Source organism: Streptomyces sp. NPDC059851, assembly GCF_042732005.1.
GTDB lineage: Bacteria > Actinomycetota > Actinomycetes > Streptomycetales > Streptomycetaceae > Streptomyces.
The window spans coordinates 1-17,075 of sequence record NZ_JBHWJJ010000163.1 but is presented as its reverse complement, the minus strand read 5'-3'; the positions used below and the strand labels follow the sequence as shown (position 1 = coordinate 17,075).

16 protein-coding genes and 1 pseudogene are annotated in these 17,075 nt (G+C 72.9%); 12 read left to right on the top strand and 5 right to left on the bottom strand.

The window, feature by feature from the left end; translation table 11 throughout:
• The first annotated feature begins 212 nt into the window (after window positions 1–212).
• The 7 genes from ACFV7Q_RS34330 to ACFV7Q_RS34300 all read left to right on the top strand — a co-directional run bounded on the left by ACFV7Q_RS34330 (window position 213) and on the right by ACFV7Q_RS34300 (window position 7,076).
• The gene (locus ACFV7Q_RS34330; RefSeq protein ID WP_385434730.1) at window positions 213–1,325 is read left to right on the top strand and encodes an ATP-binding cassette domain-containing protein; all 1,113 of its coding nucleotides are present in this window, start codon (window positions 213–215) and stop codon (window positions 1,323–1,325) included.
• Complete coding sequence (locus tag ACFV7Q_RS34325; protein WP_385434728.1) at window positions 1,322–2,185, top strand: ABC transporter permease; 864 nt, start codon at window positions 1,322–1,324, stop codon at window positions 2,183–2,185. The genes ACFV7Q_RS34330 and ACFV7Q_RS34325 overlap by 4 nt, the downstream gene beginning before the upstream one ends.
• Window positions 2,186–2,899: 714 nt before the next feature.
• The gene (locus tag ACFV7Q_RS34320) at window positions 2,900–3,154 is read left to right on the top strand and encodes a hypothetical protein (protein WP_385434726.1); all 255 of its coding nucleotides are present in this window, start codon (window positions 2,900–2,902) and stop codon (window positions 3,152–3,154) included.
• A 144-nt stretch (window positions 3,155–3,298) separates the two neighbouring features.
• The gene (locus ACFV7Q_RS34315) at window positions 3,299–4,291 is read left to right on the top strand and encodes a hypothetical protein (protein WP_385434724.1); all 993 of its coding nucleotides are present in this window, start codon (window positions 3,299–3,301) and stop codon (window positions 4,289–4,291) included.
• A 176-nt stretch (window positions 4,292–4,467) separates the two neighbouring features.
• The gene (locus ACFV7Q_RS34310; RefSeq protein WP_385434722.1) at window positions 4,468–5,118 is read left to right on the top strand and encodes a hypothetical protein; all 651 of its coding nucleotides are present in this window, start codon (window positions 4,468–4,470) and stop codon (window positions 5,116–5,118) included.
• 169 nt (window positions 5,119–5,287) lie between these two features.
• Window positions 5,288–5,752 (top strand): hypothetical protein, encoded by a 465-nt coding sequence (locus ACFV7Q_RS34305; protein WP_385434720.1) that lies wholly within the window; start codon window positions 5,288–5,290, stop codon window positions 5,750–5,752.
• Between the two features lie 214 nt (window positions 5,753–5,966).
• A complete protein-coding gene (locus ACFV7Q_RS34300) occupies window positions 5,967–7,076 on the top strand; it encodes a PP2C family protein-serine/threonine phosphatase (RefSeq protein WP_385434718.1) in 1,110 nt (369 codons plus the stop codon).
• A 106-nt stretch (window positions 7,077–7,182) separates the two neighbouring features.
• Here ACFV7Q_RS34300 and asnB read toward each other — a convergent pair whose 3' ends face one another.
• Window positions 7,183–9,036: an asparagine synthase (glutamine-hydrolyzing) gene (gene asnB / locus ACFV7Q_RS34295; protein ID WP_385434716.1), complete on the bottom strand. Its 1,854-nt coding sequence runs from the start codon at window positions 9,034–9,036 to the stop codon at window positions 7,183–7,185.
• 236 nt (window positions 9,037–9,272) lie between these two features.
• On the opposite strand from asnB, the gene ACFV7Q_RS34290 reads away from it, so the two are divergent.
• From ACFV7Q_RS34290 to ACFV7Q_RS34270, 5 genes are all read left to right on the top strand, one after another.
• On the top strand, window positions 9,273–10,049 hold the full coding sequence (locus ACFV7Q_RS34290; RefSeq protein WP_385434714.1) for an aquaporin: 777 nt from the start codon (window positions 9,273–9,275) through the stop codon (window positions 10,047–10,049).
• Between the two features lie 86 nt (window positions 10,050–10,135).
• Entirely contained in the window at window positions 10,136–10,543 is a 408-nt protein-coding gene (locus ACFV7Q_RS34285) for a hypothetical protein (RefSeq protein WP_385434712.1), read from the top strand.
• A 153-nt stretch (window positions 10,544–10,696) separates the two neighbouring features.
• Entirely contained in the window at window positions 10,697–11,041 is a 345-nt protein-coding gene (locus tag ACFV7Q_RS34280; protein ID WP_385434710.1) for a hypothetical protein, read from the top strand.
• Between the two features lie 198 nt (window positions 11,042–11,239).
• Window positions 11,240–11,680, top strand: a complete 441-nt coding sequence (locus ACFV7Q_RS34275) for a VOC family protein (RefSeq protein WP_385434708.1) — start codon at window positions 11,240–11,242, stop codon at window positions 11,678–11,680.
• Window positions 11,681–11,837: 157 nt separating this feature from the next.
• Window positions 11,838–12,980 carry a YihY/virulence factor BrkB family protein gene (locus ACFV7Q_RS34270; protein WP_385434706.1) on the top strand — a complete coding sequence of 381 codons (1,143 nt, stop codon included), beginning with the start codon at window positions 11,838–11,840 and terminating at the stop codon, window positions 12,978–12,980.
• 40 nt (window positions 12,981–13,020) lie between these two features.
• On the opposite strand, the gene ACFV7Q_RS34265 is transcribed toward ACFV7Q_RS34270, so the two are convergent.
• From ACFV7Q_RS34265 to ACFV7Q_RS34250, 4 genes and pseudogenes are all read right to left on the bottom strand, one after another.
• On the bottom strand, window positions 13,021–14,019 hold the full coding sequence (locus ACFV7Q_RS34265) for a DUF5914 domain-containing protein (RefSeq protein ID WP_385434704.1): 999 nt from the start codon (window positions 14,017–14,019) through the stop codon (window positions 13,021–13,023).
• Window positions 14,016–15,116: a phytoene/squalene synthase family protein gene (locus ACFV7Q_RS34260; RefSeq protein WP_385434702.1), complete on the bottom strand. Its 1,101-nt coding sequence runs from the start codon at window positions 15,114–15,116 to the stop codon at window positions 14,016–14,018. Before ACFV7Q_RS34260 ends, ACFV7Q_RS34265 begins: the two co-directional genes overlap by 4 nt.
• Complete coding sequence (gene crtI, locus ACFV7Q_RS34255; protein WP_385434700.1) at window positions 15,113–16,678, bottom strand: phytoene desaturase family protein; 1,566 nt, start codon at window positions 16,676–16,678, stop codon at window positions 15,113–15,115. The genes ACFV7Q_RS34260 and crtI overlap by 4 nt, the downstream gene beginning before the upstream one ends.
• Window positions 16,675–17,075: pseudogene (locus ACFV7Q_RS34250) on the bottom strand (polyprenyl synthetase family protein); the annotation flags it as partial. The gene crtI and the pseudogene ACFV7Q_RS34250, both read right to left, overlap by 4 nt.

The following is a 17,075-nucleotide window of genomic DNA, read 5'->3' as shown; positions in this document are numbered from 1 at the left end:
GGGGTACCCACAAAACCCCTGTTGTGGCGGGCTCGCCTGCCCAAAAACCCCCCCCCCCCCGGGCGGGTGGCGCCCCGGGGCCCCCCCCCGGCCGGAGCGAAGTCCGGCCCCAGGCTGGAGCCGGCACGGCGCACGCCGCCGGAACACGCCCCTCGCCCCGCTGCCGACGCCCGACCCCGCGGATGACCACCCGTAGACGAGGACCCGACCACATGCAGCCACACGCCGGTGCCGACGCTCTCGCTCAGGCAACCCCCCTGACAGCCGCCCTCACGAGCCCGGACCCCGAGCAGCCCGCTACCGAGCCGGCGTACGCCATCAGCACCCGCGGGCTGGTCAAGACCTACCCGGGCCCCGACGGCACCACCACCCACGCCCTCCGCGGCCTCGACCTGGACGTGCACCAAGGCGAAACCTTCGCCTTCCTCGGCCCCAACGGCGCTGGCAAGTCCACCACCATCTCCCTGCTCTGCGCCCTGGCACGCCCCACCGCCGGACGGGCCACGGTGGCGGGCGCCGACGTGCTCACCCAGCCGGACCGGGTCCGACGACGGGTCGGCATGCTCTTCCAACACAGCGCCGTCGACCCGGACCTGACAGCCGAACAGAACCTGCACATCCACGCGCGCCTCTACGGGATGCGCCGCCGCGACGCCCGCCGACGCGCCACCGAGACGCTCGAAATGGTCGGACTGGCCGACCGGCGGCGCTCCCCGGTACGCACCCTGTCAGGCGGCATGCGGCGCCGCCTCGAACTCGCCCGCGGCCTGTTGCACGCGCCCGACGTACTGTTCCTGGACGAACCGACCACCGGACTCGACCCCCACGCCCGGGCCCAGGTCTGGGAGCACCTGCGCGCTCTGCGCGACCGGCACGGCACCACCCTCTTCGTCACCACCCACTATCTGGAAGAGGCGGAGAACTGCGATCGTCTGGCGATCATCGACGGCGGCCGGCTGGTGGCACGGGGCACGCCCTCGGCACTCAAGGCCGCGATCGGGGACGACCGGGTGGTGCTGCGCACGAGCGATGACACCGCAGCGCGACACGTCGTGTGCCGGACCGCGCCGCAGGCCGCCACCATCACCCTGGACGCCGACGGGATCTGCCTGCGCGTACCCCACGGCAGCGCCTGGATCCCCCGCCTGTGCGCCGCACTGGAACGCCACGGCATCGCCGTGCACGCCGCTTCCGCCACGCCACCCACCCTCGACGACGTCTTCTTCCACCACACCGGCCGCAGCATGCACGCAGCCCGGCCCGAGCGGACACCGGCCACCCCCACTCCCGGCGGCACCACCGCGGAAGCGGAGAGCGGCCTGTGACCACACCCGCGCTCCGGGCCCCGGACGCCCCCGGAAACTCCGGCCGTGAGCCGCTGGGCCGCCTGCGCCGTGAACTGCGCGCGGTCCACGCCCTGGTCCACCGCGATCTGCTGCGCCTGTCGACCCAGCCCACCCACACGGCCCTGATGCTGCTCCAGCCGGTGCTCTACCTGTTCATCCTGGGAGGCGGTCTGGCCGCCCTGATCCCGAACTCCTCACTGGGCGTCGGCTATCAGACCTACCTCTTCCCCGGCATGCTGATGATGACGGTCCAGGCGCCGGCCATCCTGGTCGGCATCCGTCTGATCACCGACCGGCAGAGCGGCTACCTGCGGGAGCTGCTGATGGCCCCGGTCAGCCGGTCCACCCTGCTCCTGGGAAGCTGCGCCGGCGGCACCATGGTCGCCACGGTCCAGGGCGCCGTGCTGCTCGTCCTGGCCGGCGCGGTCGGCCTTCCCTACGACCCGCTGCTGCTGTCGCTGCTCCTCGCCGGTATGCTCCTGGCCTCCTTCACCATCACGGCCCTGTCCCTGGCCCTGGCCGTGACCTTGCAGCGGGCCGAGGTGTTCCACGTGCTGCTCGGCCTGGTGATGATGCCGCTGCTGTTCCTCTCCGGAGGCTTCTTCCCGCTCCAGAACCTGCCGGGCTGGGCGCAGGCACTGGCCGGCGCCAACCCGCTCGCCCACGGAGTGGACCTGCTCCGCCGCTGCATCGCGCTACGGGTACCGGACGGGGCAGCGGTGGCGGGCATCGAATGGTTCGGCTGGCAACCTCCCCTGCTCCTCGAAGCAGCCCTCCTCCTGGCGACCGGCGCCACGGCCCTGCTCTGGGCCGCCCACCGCTTCAGCCGCCCCGAATGACGCCCGGGTCGCGGGTCAGGGCTTCGGGCAGGCCCGTTGCCACGGGACGTCCGGGTCGCGGGCGGTGAGTTCGGCCCGGGTCAAGCCGTCGCCGACCGCCGCGCACGCAGCCGCCCGAGGATCCCGGGCGGCGTTGACCGCGCCGGTCACGTCGCGCGCGAGTTCGCACAGGGAAGTCGTCGGGAAGCGGCGGACCGCGGGGTCGGCCGCGCGCAGGGCGGCGGCGAGCTGTTCCAGCGCGCGTGAAGCGGGAGCCGACGGGAGCGAAGTGGTGCCGCAGCCGCACCGGCGGCCCGACGGTTCGCCCGCTTCCGGGGTCCGGGGCCGCGCCGAGGGCCGAGGTGATCTGGGCGGCGAGCCCGTCGACCCGCTCCCACGGCAGGATGTGGAAGCACTCCGGTTCGGGTCGGCCCTCGTGTCCGAGCCGGTCCAGCAGGACGTACCGCAGTTCGGGGTGGGCCGCACCGAGCAGGGCGGCTTCGTACGGCTCCGAGCGGTTCGCCGACCAGCGGCGTTCGACCGCGGCGACCGCGTCCCCCGTGGTCGGGTCGGCGGGCAACGGATCGCCACGAGCGGCAGGGAGCACCGCTCCCATCCGGTACGGAAGCGGGGCAGGGCCCAGGCGTCCGTGAGTTCCCCGGCAGTACGCCCGTCCTGGAGCTCGCCTTCCCGAGCCCGCTGGCGGCCGGGCAGATCGCGTCGCTGGGGTACGAGGTGGCGTACGCGCCGGACTGCCGGCCCGTCACCGAGTACCGGCGGGTCGCCCACGCCCGGGCCGACAACGTCGACCTGGTGGTCGAGTTCCCGGCGTGCCCGAGACCGGTCCGTGTGTGGTGGGCGACGTGGGACGACCACCAAGGGGGCGCGGTGCTCAGCGAGTCCCCGACGCGGTCGGCCCCGGACGGGTCGGTGCACCGCTTCGTGCCGGCCCTGGAGCACGCGGCGGCAGGCTTCCGCTGGACGTGGTAGTCGTGCCGCCCGCGTTTGCCGTCCGTCCGGAGCGCGTGCCGGAGCGGTGACCGCACCTCCTGCCTGTGCATCATGGGTCGCGTGGAAGAGCCCACTGCTCGAACCCCCGAGGCCACAGGCGGCCCAGACCCAGGTCTGTCGCGCGTGGAGCGGTGGCTGGAGCGGCAGTACTTCTGGTTCGGCCCGGTCTGTATCGCCGGATACACAGCGCTGTGGGGGCCGGACGTCTACGTCAATGACCCCCTCCAGGCATCGGGGTTCATCCTCTTCTTCGTCGGCCTGCTGTGGTCGCTCAAGGTGCCGGACCGGATGAGCCTGACGTTGTCGCGGCTGCAGGCGAGGAACGTTCTCTCCCCGGCGAGCGAGGTCGCCGCCCTCGGGACACGACTGCACCGTTCGGCTCGCCGGTGGGCCCGCACCGCGAGCGTGGTGGCGGTGGTTCTCATCGAGGCGGCGTTCATCGCCGCAGCCGGCTTCTCCAAGCCCGTTCTCATGGTGATCGAAGGGGTCATGGCGATCCCGGTCGGCCGGTTCCTCGGGCGAGCCGCGTGCTACGGGCGGCTGGGCAGCGAACTCCGTTCGAGCCGGGCGATCAACATGGCCGTGCTGCCGGGACACGTCGACGGTGCGGCCGGCCTCAGGCCGGTCGGCAGCCTGTACTTCTTCCAAGCCATGCTGGTCTCACTCATCGCGCTCTACCTCTCCGTATGGTGGCTCCTCATGGAGCTCGTTCCGCGCTTCGAAGACCGGTACGGGGACTGGCAGGGCGCCTACCTGGGGCTCTTCATCGTGGCCCTCTGCTGCGTTGCTGCGGCGTTCCTGTGCCCGATGTGGACGTTCCACCTCAGCATGCGCGAGGCGAAGCACACGCTCGCCGCCGAGGCCGATCGCATCAGCATCCAGATCGCTGACGAAGAACAGCGACTGCTCGCCATGAACGGCAGCGTGGACACCACACGTCATCAGGAACGTCTGGGCCGCCTCGTCCAGCGCTTCCGGGTCATCGAGAAGATGCCGACGTGGCCCGTCTCCGCAGGGCTGCGCAGCTGGTTCACGGCCAACATCCTGGCGCTTCCCCTGCCCGTGATCGCGGGTCTCATTCCCGCGTTGCTGGGGTCGACGCTCCAGGGGAGCTGACGGTCCCGGCCTCGCACCCGAGCGCCCGTCGACCGGAGGTGGCGGTGTGCTTCCGTCGTGCGCTCCGCGTCCCGCTCACGGAGACGGGCAGCACGGGTGGGTCTTGCCTCGTGGGGGTCCGTCGGCCAGGGTGAGAACCGGTGCCTGGGCGCACGGGAACTGATCGCGGGGGTGTCATGGGTTCCGAAGCAACTCGGTCCGGCAGCCGGACGGTCACGACGGACGGGACGCGGGTACGCGACGTGGTCCGTGACGTGGTGGCCGAGGTGGCTCCGGAGGAACTGCCGCTGGTGGCGGGCTTGGCCGGGTTCGACGACGCCACGGCCGTACGCCGGCTGGGCGGACGCGGCCGACGGCGCGAGACCCTGGGCTTCGGCCTGGGCGAGGCCGCCGCGCTGGTGACGCCCGTGGTGTGGCTGGCGGTGAACCACGCGGCGCAGCGGATGGTGGGTGCCGCGGTGGACGGAGCGGCCGACAGGGCGAGGTCCGGTCTGCGCAGGCTCTTCCGCAGGCCGTCCCGAGAGGTGACGGTTCCACCGTTGACCCGGGAGCAGCTGGCCGAGGTCCGGGAGGCGGTGCTGGAGGTGGCCGCTCAGCGCGGCCTGGAAGAGGACCGCGCGTCGACGATCGCCGACGCAGTGGTGGCCAGGCTGGCCCTGGCCGGTCCGGAGGACTCCGGCCCGGACGCCCTGCCCAGCCAGGCCAGCTCGGGCAGCCAGGCCAGCTCGGACGGTACGACGGGTCCGGACGGTCCGACCGGTACGGACGTCCCACCCCGTCCGGCCAGCCCGACCACCCCGCCCGGTGCGGCCGACGGCGGGGCGTGACGGTCGGCTTACCCGCCGGTGCCCCCCCGGAGCGGGGGAGCGGCCCGTCCCGGGCCCGCTCGACGAAACGGTCCTCGCAGCCGGCACGACGCTGCGTTCGTACTGCTCCTGCTGCGGTTGGCGGCGACCCGGCGCCGACGTGGTCCCCGACACCGCCTGGCATTTCCTCGTGTCGTCCGCAAAGGCCGACGAGGAGACGGCTCGCTGGCTGGCGGCAGGCCCCGATCCAGGCGCGTCCATACACGCGAGCTGCGTCCCGTTCACCAAGAACGCGTCCGCGCTCGACGCGTACACGGCGCAGTACCACCAGGTCGACGGGGTTTCGCTCGGAGTGGGGACCGTCGCGATCGCCGCGGCCTTCGCGGTCTACTGGCTGCTGCCGGTGTGGAGGACCCGGCGTTCCAAGCCCACGCCCCTGGACGCGGTGGACGTGCACGGTGGGCTGCGACCGCTGATCGACGAACTGGTGCCCATCGCCGGCCTCACCCGTCCACCCGGCGACGTCCCACCGTCTGCCTGGACGGCGGTCTGGTCGCCACGAGCGACACGCAGCGCCACCGGTTCCGCGCTGTGGTGCTGCACGAGCAGCAGCCACAAGATCGCGGCCCTCCCCGACCCGCCGCCGCCCCTGTGACCCCGCCGGTGCCGAGGCGTCCGCGCCCCGGCACCGGCGCCACGCGGGACACCAGTGCAACTACGCCCGGTGTACGGCCCAGACCCGCCGGCGCGGGCCGGGCCGATCGAGCGGGCTGGTCGGGCTCTCCGAGGCCCCGGCGGCTACTCAGCGAGCGGGAGCGTCACGCTCCGTCGCAGGCCTACGTACACTATGCCCCGATATGATGCATTCCGTGATCAGGTCAAGGCGGTCGAGGCGTCGTCGCCCTCCCCACGGCGGTCGGTGGGACATCGCCCTGCTCTCACCGGTGATCATCACCGTCCTCATCACCGCCCTGGCCTTCTCCACACCGCGCGAGATCGCCTTCAGCCGCCTCCTGCCTGCCGCACCCGCCCTCGCCGCCGCGATGTGGCCCGTGCTCCCCACCGTCTTGCTGGGGGCGGTCTGCCTGCTGATCATGATCGGCCTGAGCTTCGCCTACACCGACCTCGGCACGCCCTACACCGCGGCTGCGATCATCGCGGTCACCTTGGCGGCCGCATACGCGAGCCACGTCCGCCTGCAACGGGAGCAGACGCTCCTCCACGTCCGGCTCATCGCCGACACCGCCCAGAAGGTACTGCTGCGCCCACTGCCGCACCGCATCGAGAACGTCGAGATCGAGTCGCTGTACCTGGCGGCCCAGGAGCAGGCCAGGATCGGTGGAGACTTCTACGAAGCGGTCGGCACACCCTTCGGGGTCCGGCTGCTCATCGGCGACGTGCGCGGCAAGGGCCTGTCCGCAGTGGGAACGGCCTCGGCGGTGATCAACAGCTTCAGGGAGGCCGTGTACGACGAGCCCGACCTGAGGGGCGTCGTCCACCGCCTGGAGGCCAGCATCTCCCGCCACAGCGCTGCGTTCCCCGCCCTCGACCTGCCAGAACGCTTCGCGACTGCTCTCATCGCGGAGATCCCGCACGGCGGAGGCCGCATCAGCATTCTCAACTGCGGGCACCCGCCGCCCCTGCTCGTACGCCGCGACGAGATCCGTGTCGTGGAGCCCACCACCGCCTCTCCGCCCCTCAACCTCGCATCGCTCATCGGAGACCACTACTGCGTCGACACCCTCCTCTTCGCTCCGGGCGACCAGCTGCTGCTCTACACGGACGGTGTCACGGAGGCCAGGGGGCGTGACGGCGAGTTCTTCCCGCTGCCGGACTGGATGCGCCAGCAAGGCCCCACCCCGTCCCGGGAACTCCTCGGCCGGCTTCACCGGGCCCTGCTCCACTACAGTGACGGCAGGCTCGACGACGACATCGCGGTGCTCGCGCTGCGGTGCTCCAGCCCCCGGGCCCGAGAGTGAACACGTCAGGTGGGCCCGGAAGCCGTTCGCGGCTGGGGGCGGGGCTCGGACGTGGGGTACGGACGAAGCGCCCCGCAGCTTCGCCCGTACCCCAGGAGCACACCGATCAGAACTCCACCCGGACCCCGTACTGGGTGACCCAGGTGTTGAACTCGATGAGCCGCTCCAGGACCGCGCGGGCGCTCCAAGGGCCACCGACGTGGTAGGAGCCCTCGGGCACGTCGAGCAGCTTGCGGACGTCGGCCTCGGAGACGATCCGGAAGAGGGGGGCGCCCTCGACCAGGATGTCCTCCACCCGCTCGCGCAGGGCCAGCTCGTACTTGCGGTCCTGGGTGGAGGGGTACGGGTTCTTCTTGCGGTCCAGGACCGAGTCGGGCAAGATCCCCCGCATGGCGGCGCGCAGCAGGCTCTTCTCACGGCCGTCGAAGGTCTTGAACGCCCAAGGGGTGTTGTAGACGTACTCGACCAGGCGGTGGTCGGTGAACGGGACGCGGACCTCCAGACTGACCGCCATGCTGATGCGGTCCTTGCGGTCCAGCAGGAAGCTCTCCCAGCGGGTCAGGTTGAGGTAGGTGACCTCCCGCATCCGGGCCTCCAGGCCGGTCTCCCCCTCCAGGCGCGGGACCTCCTCCAGGGCCTGCGCGTAGCGCTCCTTGACGTATTCGGTGAGTCCGAGCCGGTCCCACAGGCCGACCGTCTTCAGGGCGCCGATGCCGCCGGCCTTCTCGAAGGGGTGGTGCCAGGGGAAGCTGTCCAGTTCCACGGCCTCCTCGTCGTGGAACCAGGTGTAGCCGCCGAAGAGTTCGTCGGCGGCTTCGCCGGAGAGGGCGACGGTCATCTGCTCCTTGAGCGCACGGCACAGGATGAGCAGCGAGTACTCCATGTCGCCGGTCGAGACCGGCAGGTCCTGGGCGCGGAGGACGGTCGAGCGGACCTCGTCGTCGAGGATGTCCTCGTTGTCCAGGGTGACGATGATGTGCTCGGCGCCGGTGTCCTTGGCGACCTCGACGGCGAACGGGGTGTCGGGGTCGGCCCACTGGACGTTCGCCTCGAAGCGCTCCTCGTGGCCCTTGAAGTCCACCGAGAAGGCGCGGAGGGGCTGCTCGACGGCCTGCTTCTTGAGGGCCCTGGCGGCGAGCGCGGTGACGGCGCTGGAGTCCAGGCCGCCGGAGAGCAGGGTGCCGACGGGGACGTCCGCGACGAGCTGGCGCTCAACGATGTCCTCGAGGAGCTCGCGGACGTTGGCGATGGTGGTGTCGAGGTCCTCCGTGTGCGGGCGGGCCCGGAGCTTCCAGTACTCCTGCTCGGTCCGGCCTTCGCGGGTGAAGCGGAGGACGGTGGCCGGCAGGACCTCGTACATGCCGCGGAAGACGGCGTGTCCGGGGGTCTTGACGATGGAGAAGATCTCCTTGAGGCCCTCGGCGTCCACGACGGCCTCGGACTCCGGGTGGGCCAGGATCGCCTTGGGCTCGGAACCGAAGAGCACACCGTCGGCGGTCGGGTAGTAGTAGAGCGGCTTGACGCCCATCCTGTCGCGGACCAGGAGCAGCTCCTCGGTGCGCGGGTCCCAGATGGCGAAGGCGTAGATGCCGTTCAGGCGCTCCGCGAAGTCGGCACCCCACTCCAGGTAGGCGCGCAGGACGACCTCGGTGTCGGAGGCGGTGCGGAACTCGTGTCCGAGGTCCTTGAGCTCCTCGCGCAGCTCCCGGAAGTTGTAGACCTCGCCGGTGTACGTGAGGACCGGCTGCGTGTCGTCGTCCACGGAGGAGGCCATCGGCTGCTTGCCGCCCTCGAGGTCGATGATCGCCAGTCGACGGTGGCCGAGGACGGCGTGGGTGGAGGTCCACAGACCGTGCGCGTCGGGACCGCGGCACTCCATGGTGTGCGTCATGGCCGACGCGAGATCCGTGTGGGACGTCAGGTCCCGCTGGAAGCTGACCCATCCGGCAAGGCCGCACATAGGTGATCGGTTCCTCTCGATGAAGGCTCGACAAAGGGGAGGTGATCAGGCCAGGTGTCCTTGGCCGACTCCCGAAGTCTCGGAGAGCCGGAAATCGCCGGTCCATCGCCGACGGTCCATTCCGTCAGGTGGCCGGAACTTCGTCCGTCATCCGTGGACCAGCGATTGACGGCACTTGACAGAGTGTCGTATGGATGCGTGGTCGCGCGCGGGCAGCAGAGCGCACATTCCATGGAGTGACATTGACATCCTTCGAGACCCAGACGCCCCCGACTCCTGACGCATCCGCAACCGCATCCGCATCCGCGGCCGCGAAGCGCCCTCCGCTCGCGCTGGTCGCCGCGTACGAGTTCGCGCTGACCACCGGCATGCTGTTCGTCGTGGTCACCACCGCGCGGTGGATGGCCGGCCCCGGTTCGCCCTTCACGGCCCTGCTGCCCACCCTCACCTCGCAGTTGTTGGTCATGGGCCTGCTGGTCGGCGCCATCGTGACGGCCGTGCTCGGCCCGTCCATGCGGCACGAGACGGCCGGGCACCTCAACCCCGCGGTCACCATCGGCCTGTGGATGCTGCGCGTGTTCCCCGGCCAGGCGGTGTTGCCGTTCGTGGTGGCCCAGCTGGCCGGTTCGGTGGCCGGAGTGGCCCTCGCCGATCTGGCGTGGGGCGACGCCGCCGAGAAGGTCGCGTACGCGGCGCTGGCGCCCGCCCGGGGATGGGGTTCGGGTGCCGTGTTCGCGGTGGAGGCCGCGGCCATGGCCGTGATCATGCTGATCGTGGCGTACTGCGGGACCCGCCCGCCGCTGCTGCGGTTCCTGCCGCCGGTGATCGGCGCCTGCGTCACCGCCGTCATCGTCTTCCTCGGCCCGCTCTCGGGTGGCGGCGCGAATCCGGCCCGACAGTTGGGGCCGGCGGTGTCGTCGGGTTCCACCGGTCACCTGTGGGCGTACCTGCTGGCCCCCGTCGCCGGCGCCGCGGTCGCGGCGGCGCTCGCCCCCCTGATGCGGCGCCGCTGACCGATCGTGTACCCGACGCTACCCCTCCGCCGTGCCGCGGCGCCCTACCGCCAAGGAGCCCCGCTGATCCGCGTACTCTCGGCTGCGTGCCTCGTCGTTCGAAGAAGCCCCGCCGGCTGGTCGCCGACGGGCGCGTGTACATGTGGACCATGCGCCACAGCCACCGGAAGGACCCCGATGGTCGGTCCGTGGACTGCCGCCAGATCCTCACCCTGATCCCGCAGCCGGCCGGCACCGGTGGCCCGCTGCGCATCGTCTTCGTCGACGGGCCCGGCCGGTACGTCCCCGGTGGGGCACCCTTCGGCTCCGGGGACGTGGGCTTCACCCACGGTGCAGACCTGAACCTGCACGAGCCGGGCGCCGTTCGGGCCCTGCTCGACGTGTCGCTGGCCCGTGGGTGGCAGCCGCAGGAGCGGCGGCCAGTGGAGATCGACGGCTGGACCCTGCTGGAGGCGGCGGCCGCCGCGCGAGGCGGGGCCGCGGGCTCGGGGTGATCCCCCCTGCCCCGCCGGGCGGCGGAGGCCTGCTGCGCCGCCGGGGCAGGGTGTGCTGGGCTGCGACGCGCCTCTGGTCTGAGTACGGCGCACACGTGCGAGGTGAGTACCCGTACGGCTGTTCCCGGCCCGCTGCCGGCGTTGGATGGGGGCATGAACGCAACTGCTCCTCCAGCGACACCCCCCGTGCGGGCGGCCGGGCACAGGGACCGCTCCCGATTGTGGTCGGGCCTGTCCGCCGCCCTCTTCGTGCCCGCGGTCCTGGCGGCCGTCGTGCTGCTCCTGTCCTCCGTGCGGGTGTCGGGCTGTGTGACGTACGGGGTGCAGTGCGCCAGAGGGCTTCCCGGGTGGCTGTTCCTCTGGAGTGCCGGCCTCGGCGCCGTGGCGTTCGTGGTCGCCATGGCCGCTCCTGCCCTGCGCGTACGGCAGGCAGCTCTCGGCGTCCAGCTCCTCGCCGAATGCACGGCCCTGCTGGTGATCCTCAGTTACTACGCATGACCATGCGGCTTTCCGTGCGAAGGCGAGTGTGACGGTGCGCGCCAGCGGCTCGGCCATGCGCTCGCCGCGGGGCGCGGCGTCGGCCTCGTGATGGTGAGGCACAGGCGTCTCATGGCGGTGGGAACGGCATGGCGGCTTCGTTTCGGGGGCGGATGCGGCCACCGTGGCCGTACGCCGTACACACCGAGGAGGCCCGGCATGGCGATCCAGCGGATGGACAACGTCCTCATCGTCGTCGACGACCTCGACGCTGCCGTTTCGTTCTTCCTCGAACTCGGCATGGAGACGGAAGGCAGGACGCCGATCGAAGGACGGTGGGTGGAGCGCGTCATCGGGCTCGACGACGTCCGACTGGACATCGCCGTCCTGCGGACCCCGGACGGGCACAGCCGGATCGAGCTCGCGATGTTCCGCTCGCCGAAGGCGATCAGCGCCGAGCCGAGGGACGCGCCGGCGAACACGCTCGGCATCCGTCGCGTCATGTTCGCCGTCGACGACATCGAGGACGTCGTGGCCCGCCTGCGCACCCACGGCGCCGAACTCGTCGGTGAGCTGGCGCAGTACGAGGACAGCTATCGGCTCTGCTACGTCCGCGGCCCCGAGGGCATCCTCATCGGATTGGCCGAGCAGCTGCGCTGATGCCAGCCGGCCGCTCGGCCGAGGCCTCCTCCTGGTGAACGGGCGAACGACGATCGGATCAGGCGACCGGGCGCACCGGGCCGGCGCACCGGGCCGCGAGCGTCACGGACCCGGGTCGGGGCCGGTTCAGACGCCGCATTCCGGTAAGGCGCCCCGCATGGACGAGACCGAACGAGGCACCCAACAGCAAGCGCGCACCGGCCGCCGGGACCCGGCCGGACCGGCACCCGAGGCGGAGCGCCGCGCCCCCGACAAGCCCACCGACTTGGGCGAGAAGTCGTGGAAGGCGGTGCTGCGCCGCACCTTCGCGGAGTTCAAGGACGACGAGCTGGCGGACCGGGCCGCGGCCCTGACCTACTACGGCGTACTGGCACTGTTCCCGGCATTGCTCGTGCTCGTGTCGCTCCTGGGGGTGACCGGGAAGTCGGCCACTCAGGGCCTCCTGGACAGCCTGACCAGGCTGGCGCCGGGCGCAGCGAGGGACATCATCACCCGGGCGGTCGAGCAGCTACAGGCCAGTTCCGGGACGGGCGGCGTCCTTGCGGTGGTGGGCCTGCTGCTGGCCGTGTGGTCCGCCTCCGGATACGTGGCAGCGTTCATACGAAGCTCCAACGCCGTGTACGACGTGCCCGAAGGCCGTTCGGTGTGGAAGCTGACCCCGCTGCGGGTGGTGCTGACCGTGGTGCTGATGGTGTTGGCCGGCGTCAGCGCGTTCATCGTGGTCTTCACCGGCGGTCTGGCACGGGAGGCGGGTGCCGCCCTCGGGGTCGGGGACGCGGCGGTGGTCGTGTGGTCGATCGCGAAGTGGCCCGTGCTCGTCGTGCTGGTCACGATCATGATCGCGCTGCTGTACTGGGCCGCGCCGAACGCCAAGGCGCGCGGCTTCAGGTGGGTCACGCCCGGCAGCTTCCTGGCCCTGCTGATCTGGGCGGTCGCCTCCGCCGGATTCGCGCTGTACGTGGCGAACTTCGGCTCGTACAACAAGACCTACGGCACCCTGGCCGGCGTGATCATCTTCCTGGTCTGGCTGTGGATCACCAACCTGGCCATACTGCTGGGCCTGGAATTCGACGCGGAGCTGGCCCGTCAGCGCGCCATCCTCGAAGGTCACCCCGCCGACGAGGAGCCCTACGTCCACCCGCGCGACACCAGCGAATGGACCGCGGCCGAACGCGCCCGCTGGGGCGGTGGCGGCAGCGCAGCGGACGACACCGCCGCCGGGCCGCACGGTCCCGGCGGCGGGGGGCCCGGTGGTCGCCAGCAGGCGTCCCGGTTGCGGGACGACCCGGACGGGCGCTGATTGTCCTGCCGAAGAGCGTGGACCGCGACGAGGCCGCAGGTCAGCCGGGGAAGCGGCCCGAGGTGCGCAGGCTCCAGCGGCGTTCGGCGTAGGCCAGGTCGTCGCGCCACAGCCGGCCCGCGGCGGCCCGCATCAGGGGACGCAGGAGCGGGGCGGCGCGGCGGGCCGCGGCGAACCCGGGCCGTTCGGACGTGGCGACGACGGCTTCCACCACCGCGGTGCGCGGCCTGCCCAGGGCGTCCGTACCGAGGGGGGTGGCGTGCGTCTCCACGACGGACCCCTCGCCCTCGCCGCCCGTGATCCTCATGACGACCGTCCGCGGCCCGGGAGCGGTGAACACCGCGCGGACCGGGACGACCAGCCGCCCGGCGACCCTGAAGGACACGTCCACCGAGAAGGAGTCGTCCTCGTCGGCCCTTGCGGGAGCACGGACCACGGTGAGGTCGGCGAAGGAGTACGGGTGGTACCAGGCCCCGTGCCAAGGGTCGAGGCGGTTGGCTACGACGTCCTCCGGCTCGCAGACGCCCACCGCGGTGTACACGGTGGTCAGCGCCCCGGCCGGTGCCGGTCGCGCGGGCACCGGCGGACGGTCGGTGGGACCCTCCGCACCCTCGTCCAGGCGTACCCAGAGCAGCACCCCGTCGTCGTGGGCCGGCCAGGGTTCCCAGCCGGCGAACGGCTTTCCGGTCAGGGCCAGACCGTGCCAGCGGCACACCAGGGTGCCGCAGTGGACGGGTCCGTCGGCCAGCGGGGCGCCGAGGTGCGGGCAGCTGCCCGGACCGGCCACGAGGCGTCCCCCGCCGTCGCGCCACAGCACGACCTCGTGGCCGGCGACGGTGCGGGCCAGCGGCCGGTCGGAGCGCAGGGTGCGGGAGTCCCCGACGGCGTACCAGTTGCCGCCGGGGCGGGCCTGGGCCCGTTTGAGCGCGTCGGCGATCAGGGAGGGACGGGCCTCGCGCCACGTGGGGCGCTGCCGTTCCCAGGCGACGGGGCTGCGGCGCAGGCCCAGCGGCAGGCGGGTTCGCCGTACGGGCTTCACGCCGCCTCCCGGTCGGAGGAGCGCGACCGGACGAGGGGGGCGGTGCCTTCCGGGGCGTCGGGGACGGGCGGTCCGCCCCGGGCGAGCCGGGCGCGGGCGGCCGTGCGGGCCGCGGCCGCCCTCAGCAGGCCGTCCGCGGCCGCGAGGGCACGGCGCCGCCGGGGCACCACGGCGCGGCGGTCGAGCACTGCGTAGCCGGTGGCGGCCACGGCGTCGAGGATGCCGCCGTACAGGACGAACGCCGTGCGGATGCAGGGCCGGGAGACCGGGTCGAGCATGGCGACGCCGGGGGCGGCACGCCGGTAGGCGGCGCGGGTGAGGTCCTCGAACGCCTTCAGTGCGGTGGTGACCCGGCTGTCGGTGCGGCCGGTGTCCCGGCAGTGGCGGAGCAGGTCGCGCTGGACGCCGTGCGCGTCGAGGAGGTCCTGGGGGAGGTAGATCCGGCCGCGGTCTAGGTCCTCGCCCACGTCCCGCAGGAAGTTGGTGAGCTGGAAGGCGACGCCTAGCTCGGCCGCGTGGGGTGCGGCCTCTTCCGGGGGCGTCACGGTGCCGAGTACGGGCAGCATCTGTAGCCCGATCACGGCCGCGGAGCCGTGCATGTAGCCGCGCAGGGCCTCGTAGCTCGCGTACGAGGTGACGGTGAGGTCGCTGCGCATGGAGGTGAGGAAGTCGGTGAAGAGCCGGGGGTCGATGGCGTGGCAGCGTGCGGTGTCGGCGAGTGCCCGCACCACCGGCTCGACCCGGGCCCCGGCCCCCGCTCCGGCTCCGCCCCCCGCTCTGGCTCCGCCCCCGGCCCCGGCCCCGGCCCCGTCTCCGGGGACATCGGCCAGCCCGCGGGCGAGGTCGTCCTCCAGCCGGTCCAGGGCGCGGGCGCGTGCGGCCGGGCCGGCCTCGCTCCCCAGGCTGTCGACGATGTCGTCGGCCCAGCGGGCGAAGCCGTACAGCGCGTGCACGGCGGGGCGCCGGTCGGGGGTGAGCAGGCGGGTGGCGAGGAAGTAGGTGCGGCCGTACCGGGCGTTCAACTCGCGGCAGCGGGTGTAGGCGGTGCGCAGTGCGGGGTCGGTGATGCCTGCGGCGTCCAGTTCCCGGTCGGTCACGGACGGGCTCCTTCCGGGCGGGTGTGGGAGTGGGTGTGGATGTGGGTGAGGGGGTGCGTGCTGCGGGTGGCGGTCGTGCGGCCCGGGCCGGTGATGCGGGCGGCCGCGAGCTTTCCCGAGAGCAGGACGGGCGGGATTCCGACGCCCGGGGTCGTGCCGCAGCCGGCGAGGACGGCGTTCGCGGTGCCGCGCACCAGGTTGCGGGGCCGGAACGGGCCGGTTTGGAGGAAGGTGTGCGCGGCGGAGAACGGTGTGCCGGCGGCGTGGCCCTGTGCCGTCCAGTCGGCGGGTGTCACCAGGCATTCCTCTTCGATCGCCGTGGCGATGCCGTCGAGTCCCCGGCGTTCGAGGACGCGCAGCAGCGTGTCGCGGTAGCGGGGGCCGAGGGTGTGCCAGTCGCCGGGGCCGGGACCGATGCCGGTGTGCGGGCAGGGTGCGAGGACGTAGTGCAGGTGGCGGCCCGCCGGAGCCAGGGCGGGGTCGGTGGCGGTGGGTCGGGTGATCAGCAGGGAAGGGTCGCTCATCAGCTCGCCGGTACGGGTGAGCTCCTCGAACGTGCTGCGCCAGGCACCACCGAAGGAGAGGGTGTGGTGGCCCAGCTGCGGCCAGGTGCGCTCGCAGCCGGCGTGCAGGACCACGGCCGACGGGGCGTGCCGCAGCCCGACCGGGCGGCGCGGGGTGCGGCCGAGGAGGCGGTAGGCCACCGGCAGGTCGGGGGTGAGGACGACGCAGTCGCAGGGGATGCGCTCCCCGTCGGTGATCACCGCCGTGATGCGGTCGCCGGTGCGTTCGAGCCGGGTGACCGGGGAGCCGTAGCGGAAGACCGCGCCGGCCGCTTCGGCGGCGTCGGCCATGGCGCGCGGCAGGGCGTGCATGCCGCCGCGCGGGAAGTGGACACCGGCGACCGTGTCCATGTAGGCGATCACCGCGTACGCGGCCAGGGCACGGGCGGGCGGCACGCCCGCGTACAGGGCCTGGAAGGTGAAGACGCGGCGCAGCCGCTCGTCGCGCAGGTGGCGGGCGACACCGGTCTCCCAGCGGCCGAAGCCGCCGAGCAGGGCCAACCGGACCAGGTCGGGGCCGAGCAGCTGCCAGGGCGAGTCGAAGTCGGCGTCGAGGAACCGGTTCCGTTCGGCGCGGTACAGCTCGGTCAGCCAGTGCCGCAGTCGGCGGTAGCCGGCCGCTTCGGCCGGACCGGCGAAGCGTTCCACCTCCGCCTCCATCGCCCCGGCGTCGGTGTGGACGTCCAGCGTGCTGCCGTCGGCGAACGACGCCCGGTACGCGGGGTGCAGCGGGATGAGCTCGACGCGCTCCCGTAGGGACGCCCCGACGGCGGCGAACGCCTCGTCGGCGATCTCGGGCATGGTCAGCACGGTGGGGCCGGTGTCCATGTGGTAGCCGCTGCGGACCAGCCTGCCGGCGCGCCCGCCGGGGCCGGGGTCCCGCTCGACGACGGTCACCCGGCGTCCCGCGCCGAGCAGGTGCAGTGCGGCGGACAGACCGGCGAGGCCGGCGCCGACGACGACCACGTGGTCGGTCGGCCCCTTCAGGGTCGCCCTCACCGGCCTGCCTCCGTGGCCGTGGGGGCGGGCGCCGGGGCGCCGGGCGGAGCGCCGCCCGGATCGGGACACGGGCCGGGCGGGCCGGCGGTCTCGGCGAGGAGCGCGCGCAGCACCGCTGCCGGGCCCGGCGCGAGGCGGGCTGCGGCGAGGTGGCTCAGGGCCCGGCGGGCCAGCCGTTCGGTCCTTTCCCGGACCAGGTCCCGGGTGCCGGTGGCGGTCAGGATCTCACGGACCCGGTCCAAGCCGCCCTCGGTGAGGTCGGCGCGGCCCAGTGACGCGTCCAGGGCGCGGAGCGCGGCCAGGTCGCCGGCGGCGGTGGGGGGGGGCCCGGCCCCCGCCCCCGGGTGGGTGGGGTTGCAGGGGCGGACGTCGGCCCCCGCCCGCGGGGCCCTGACGG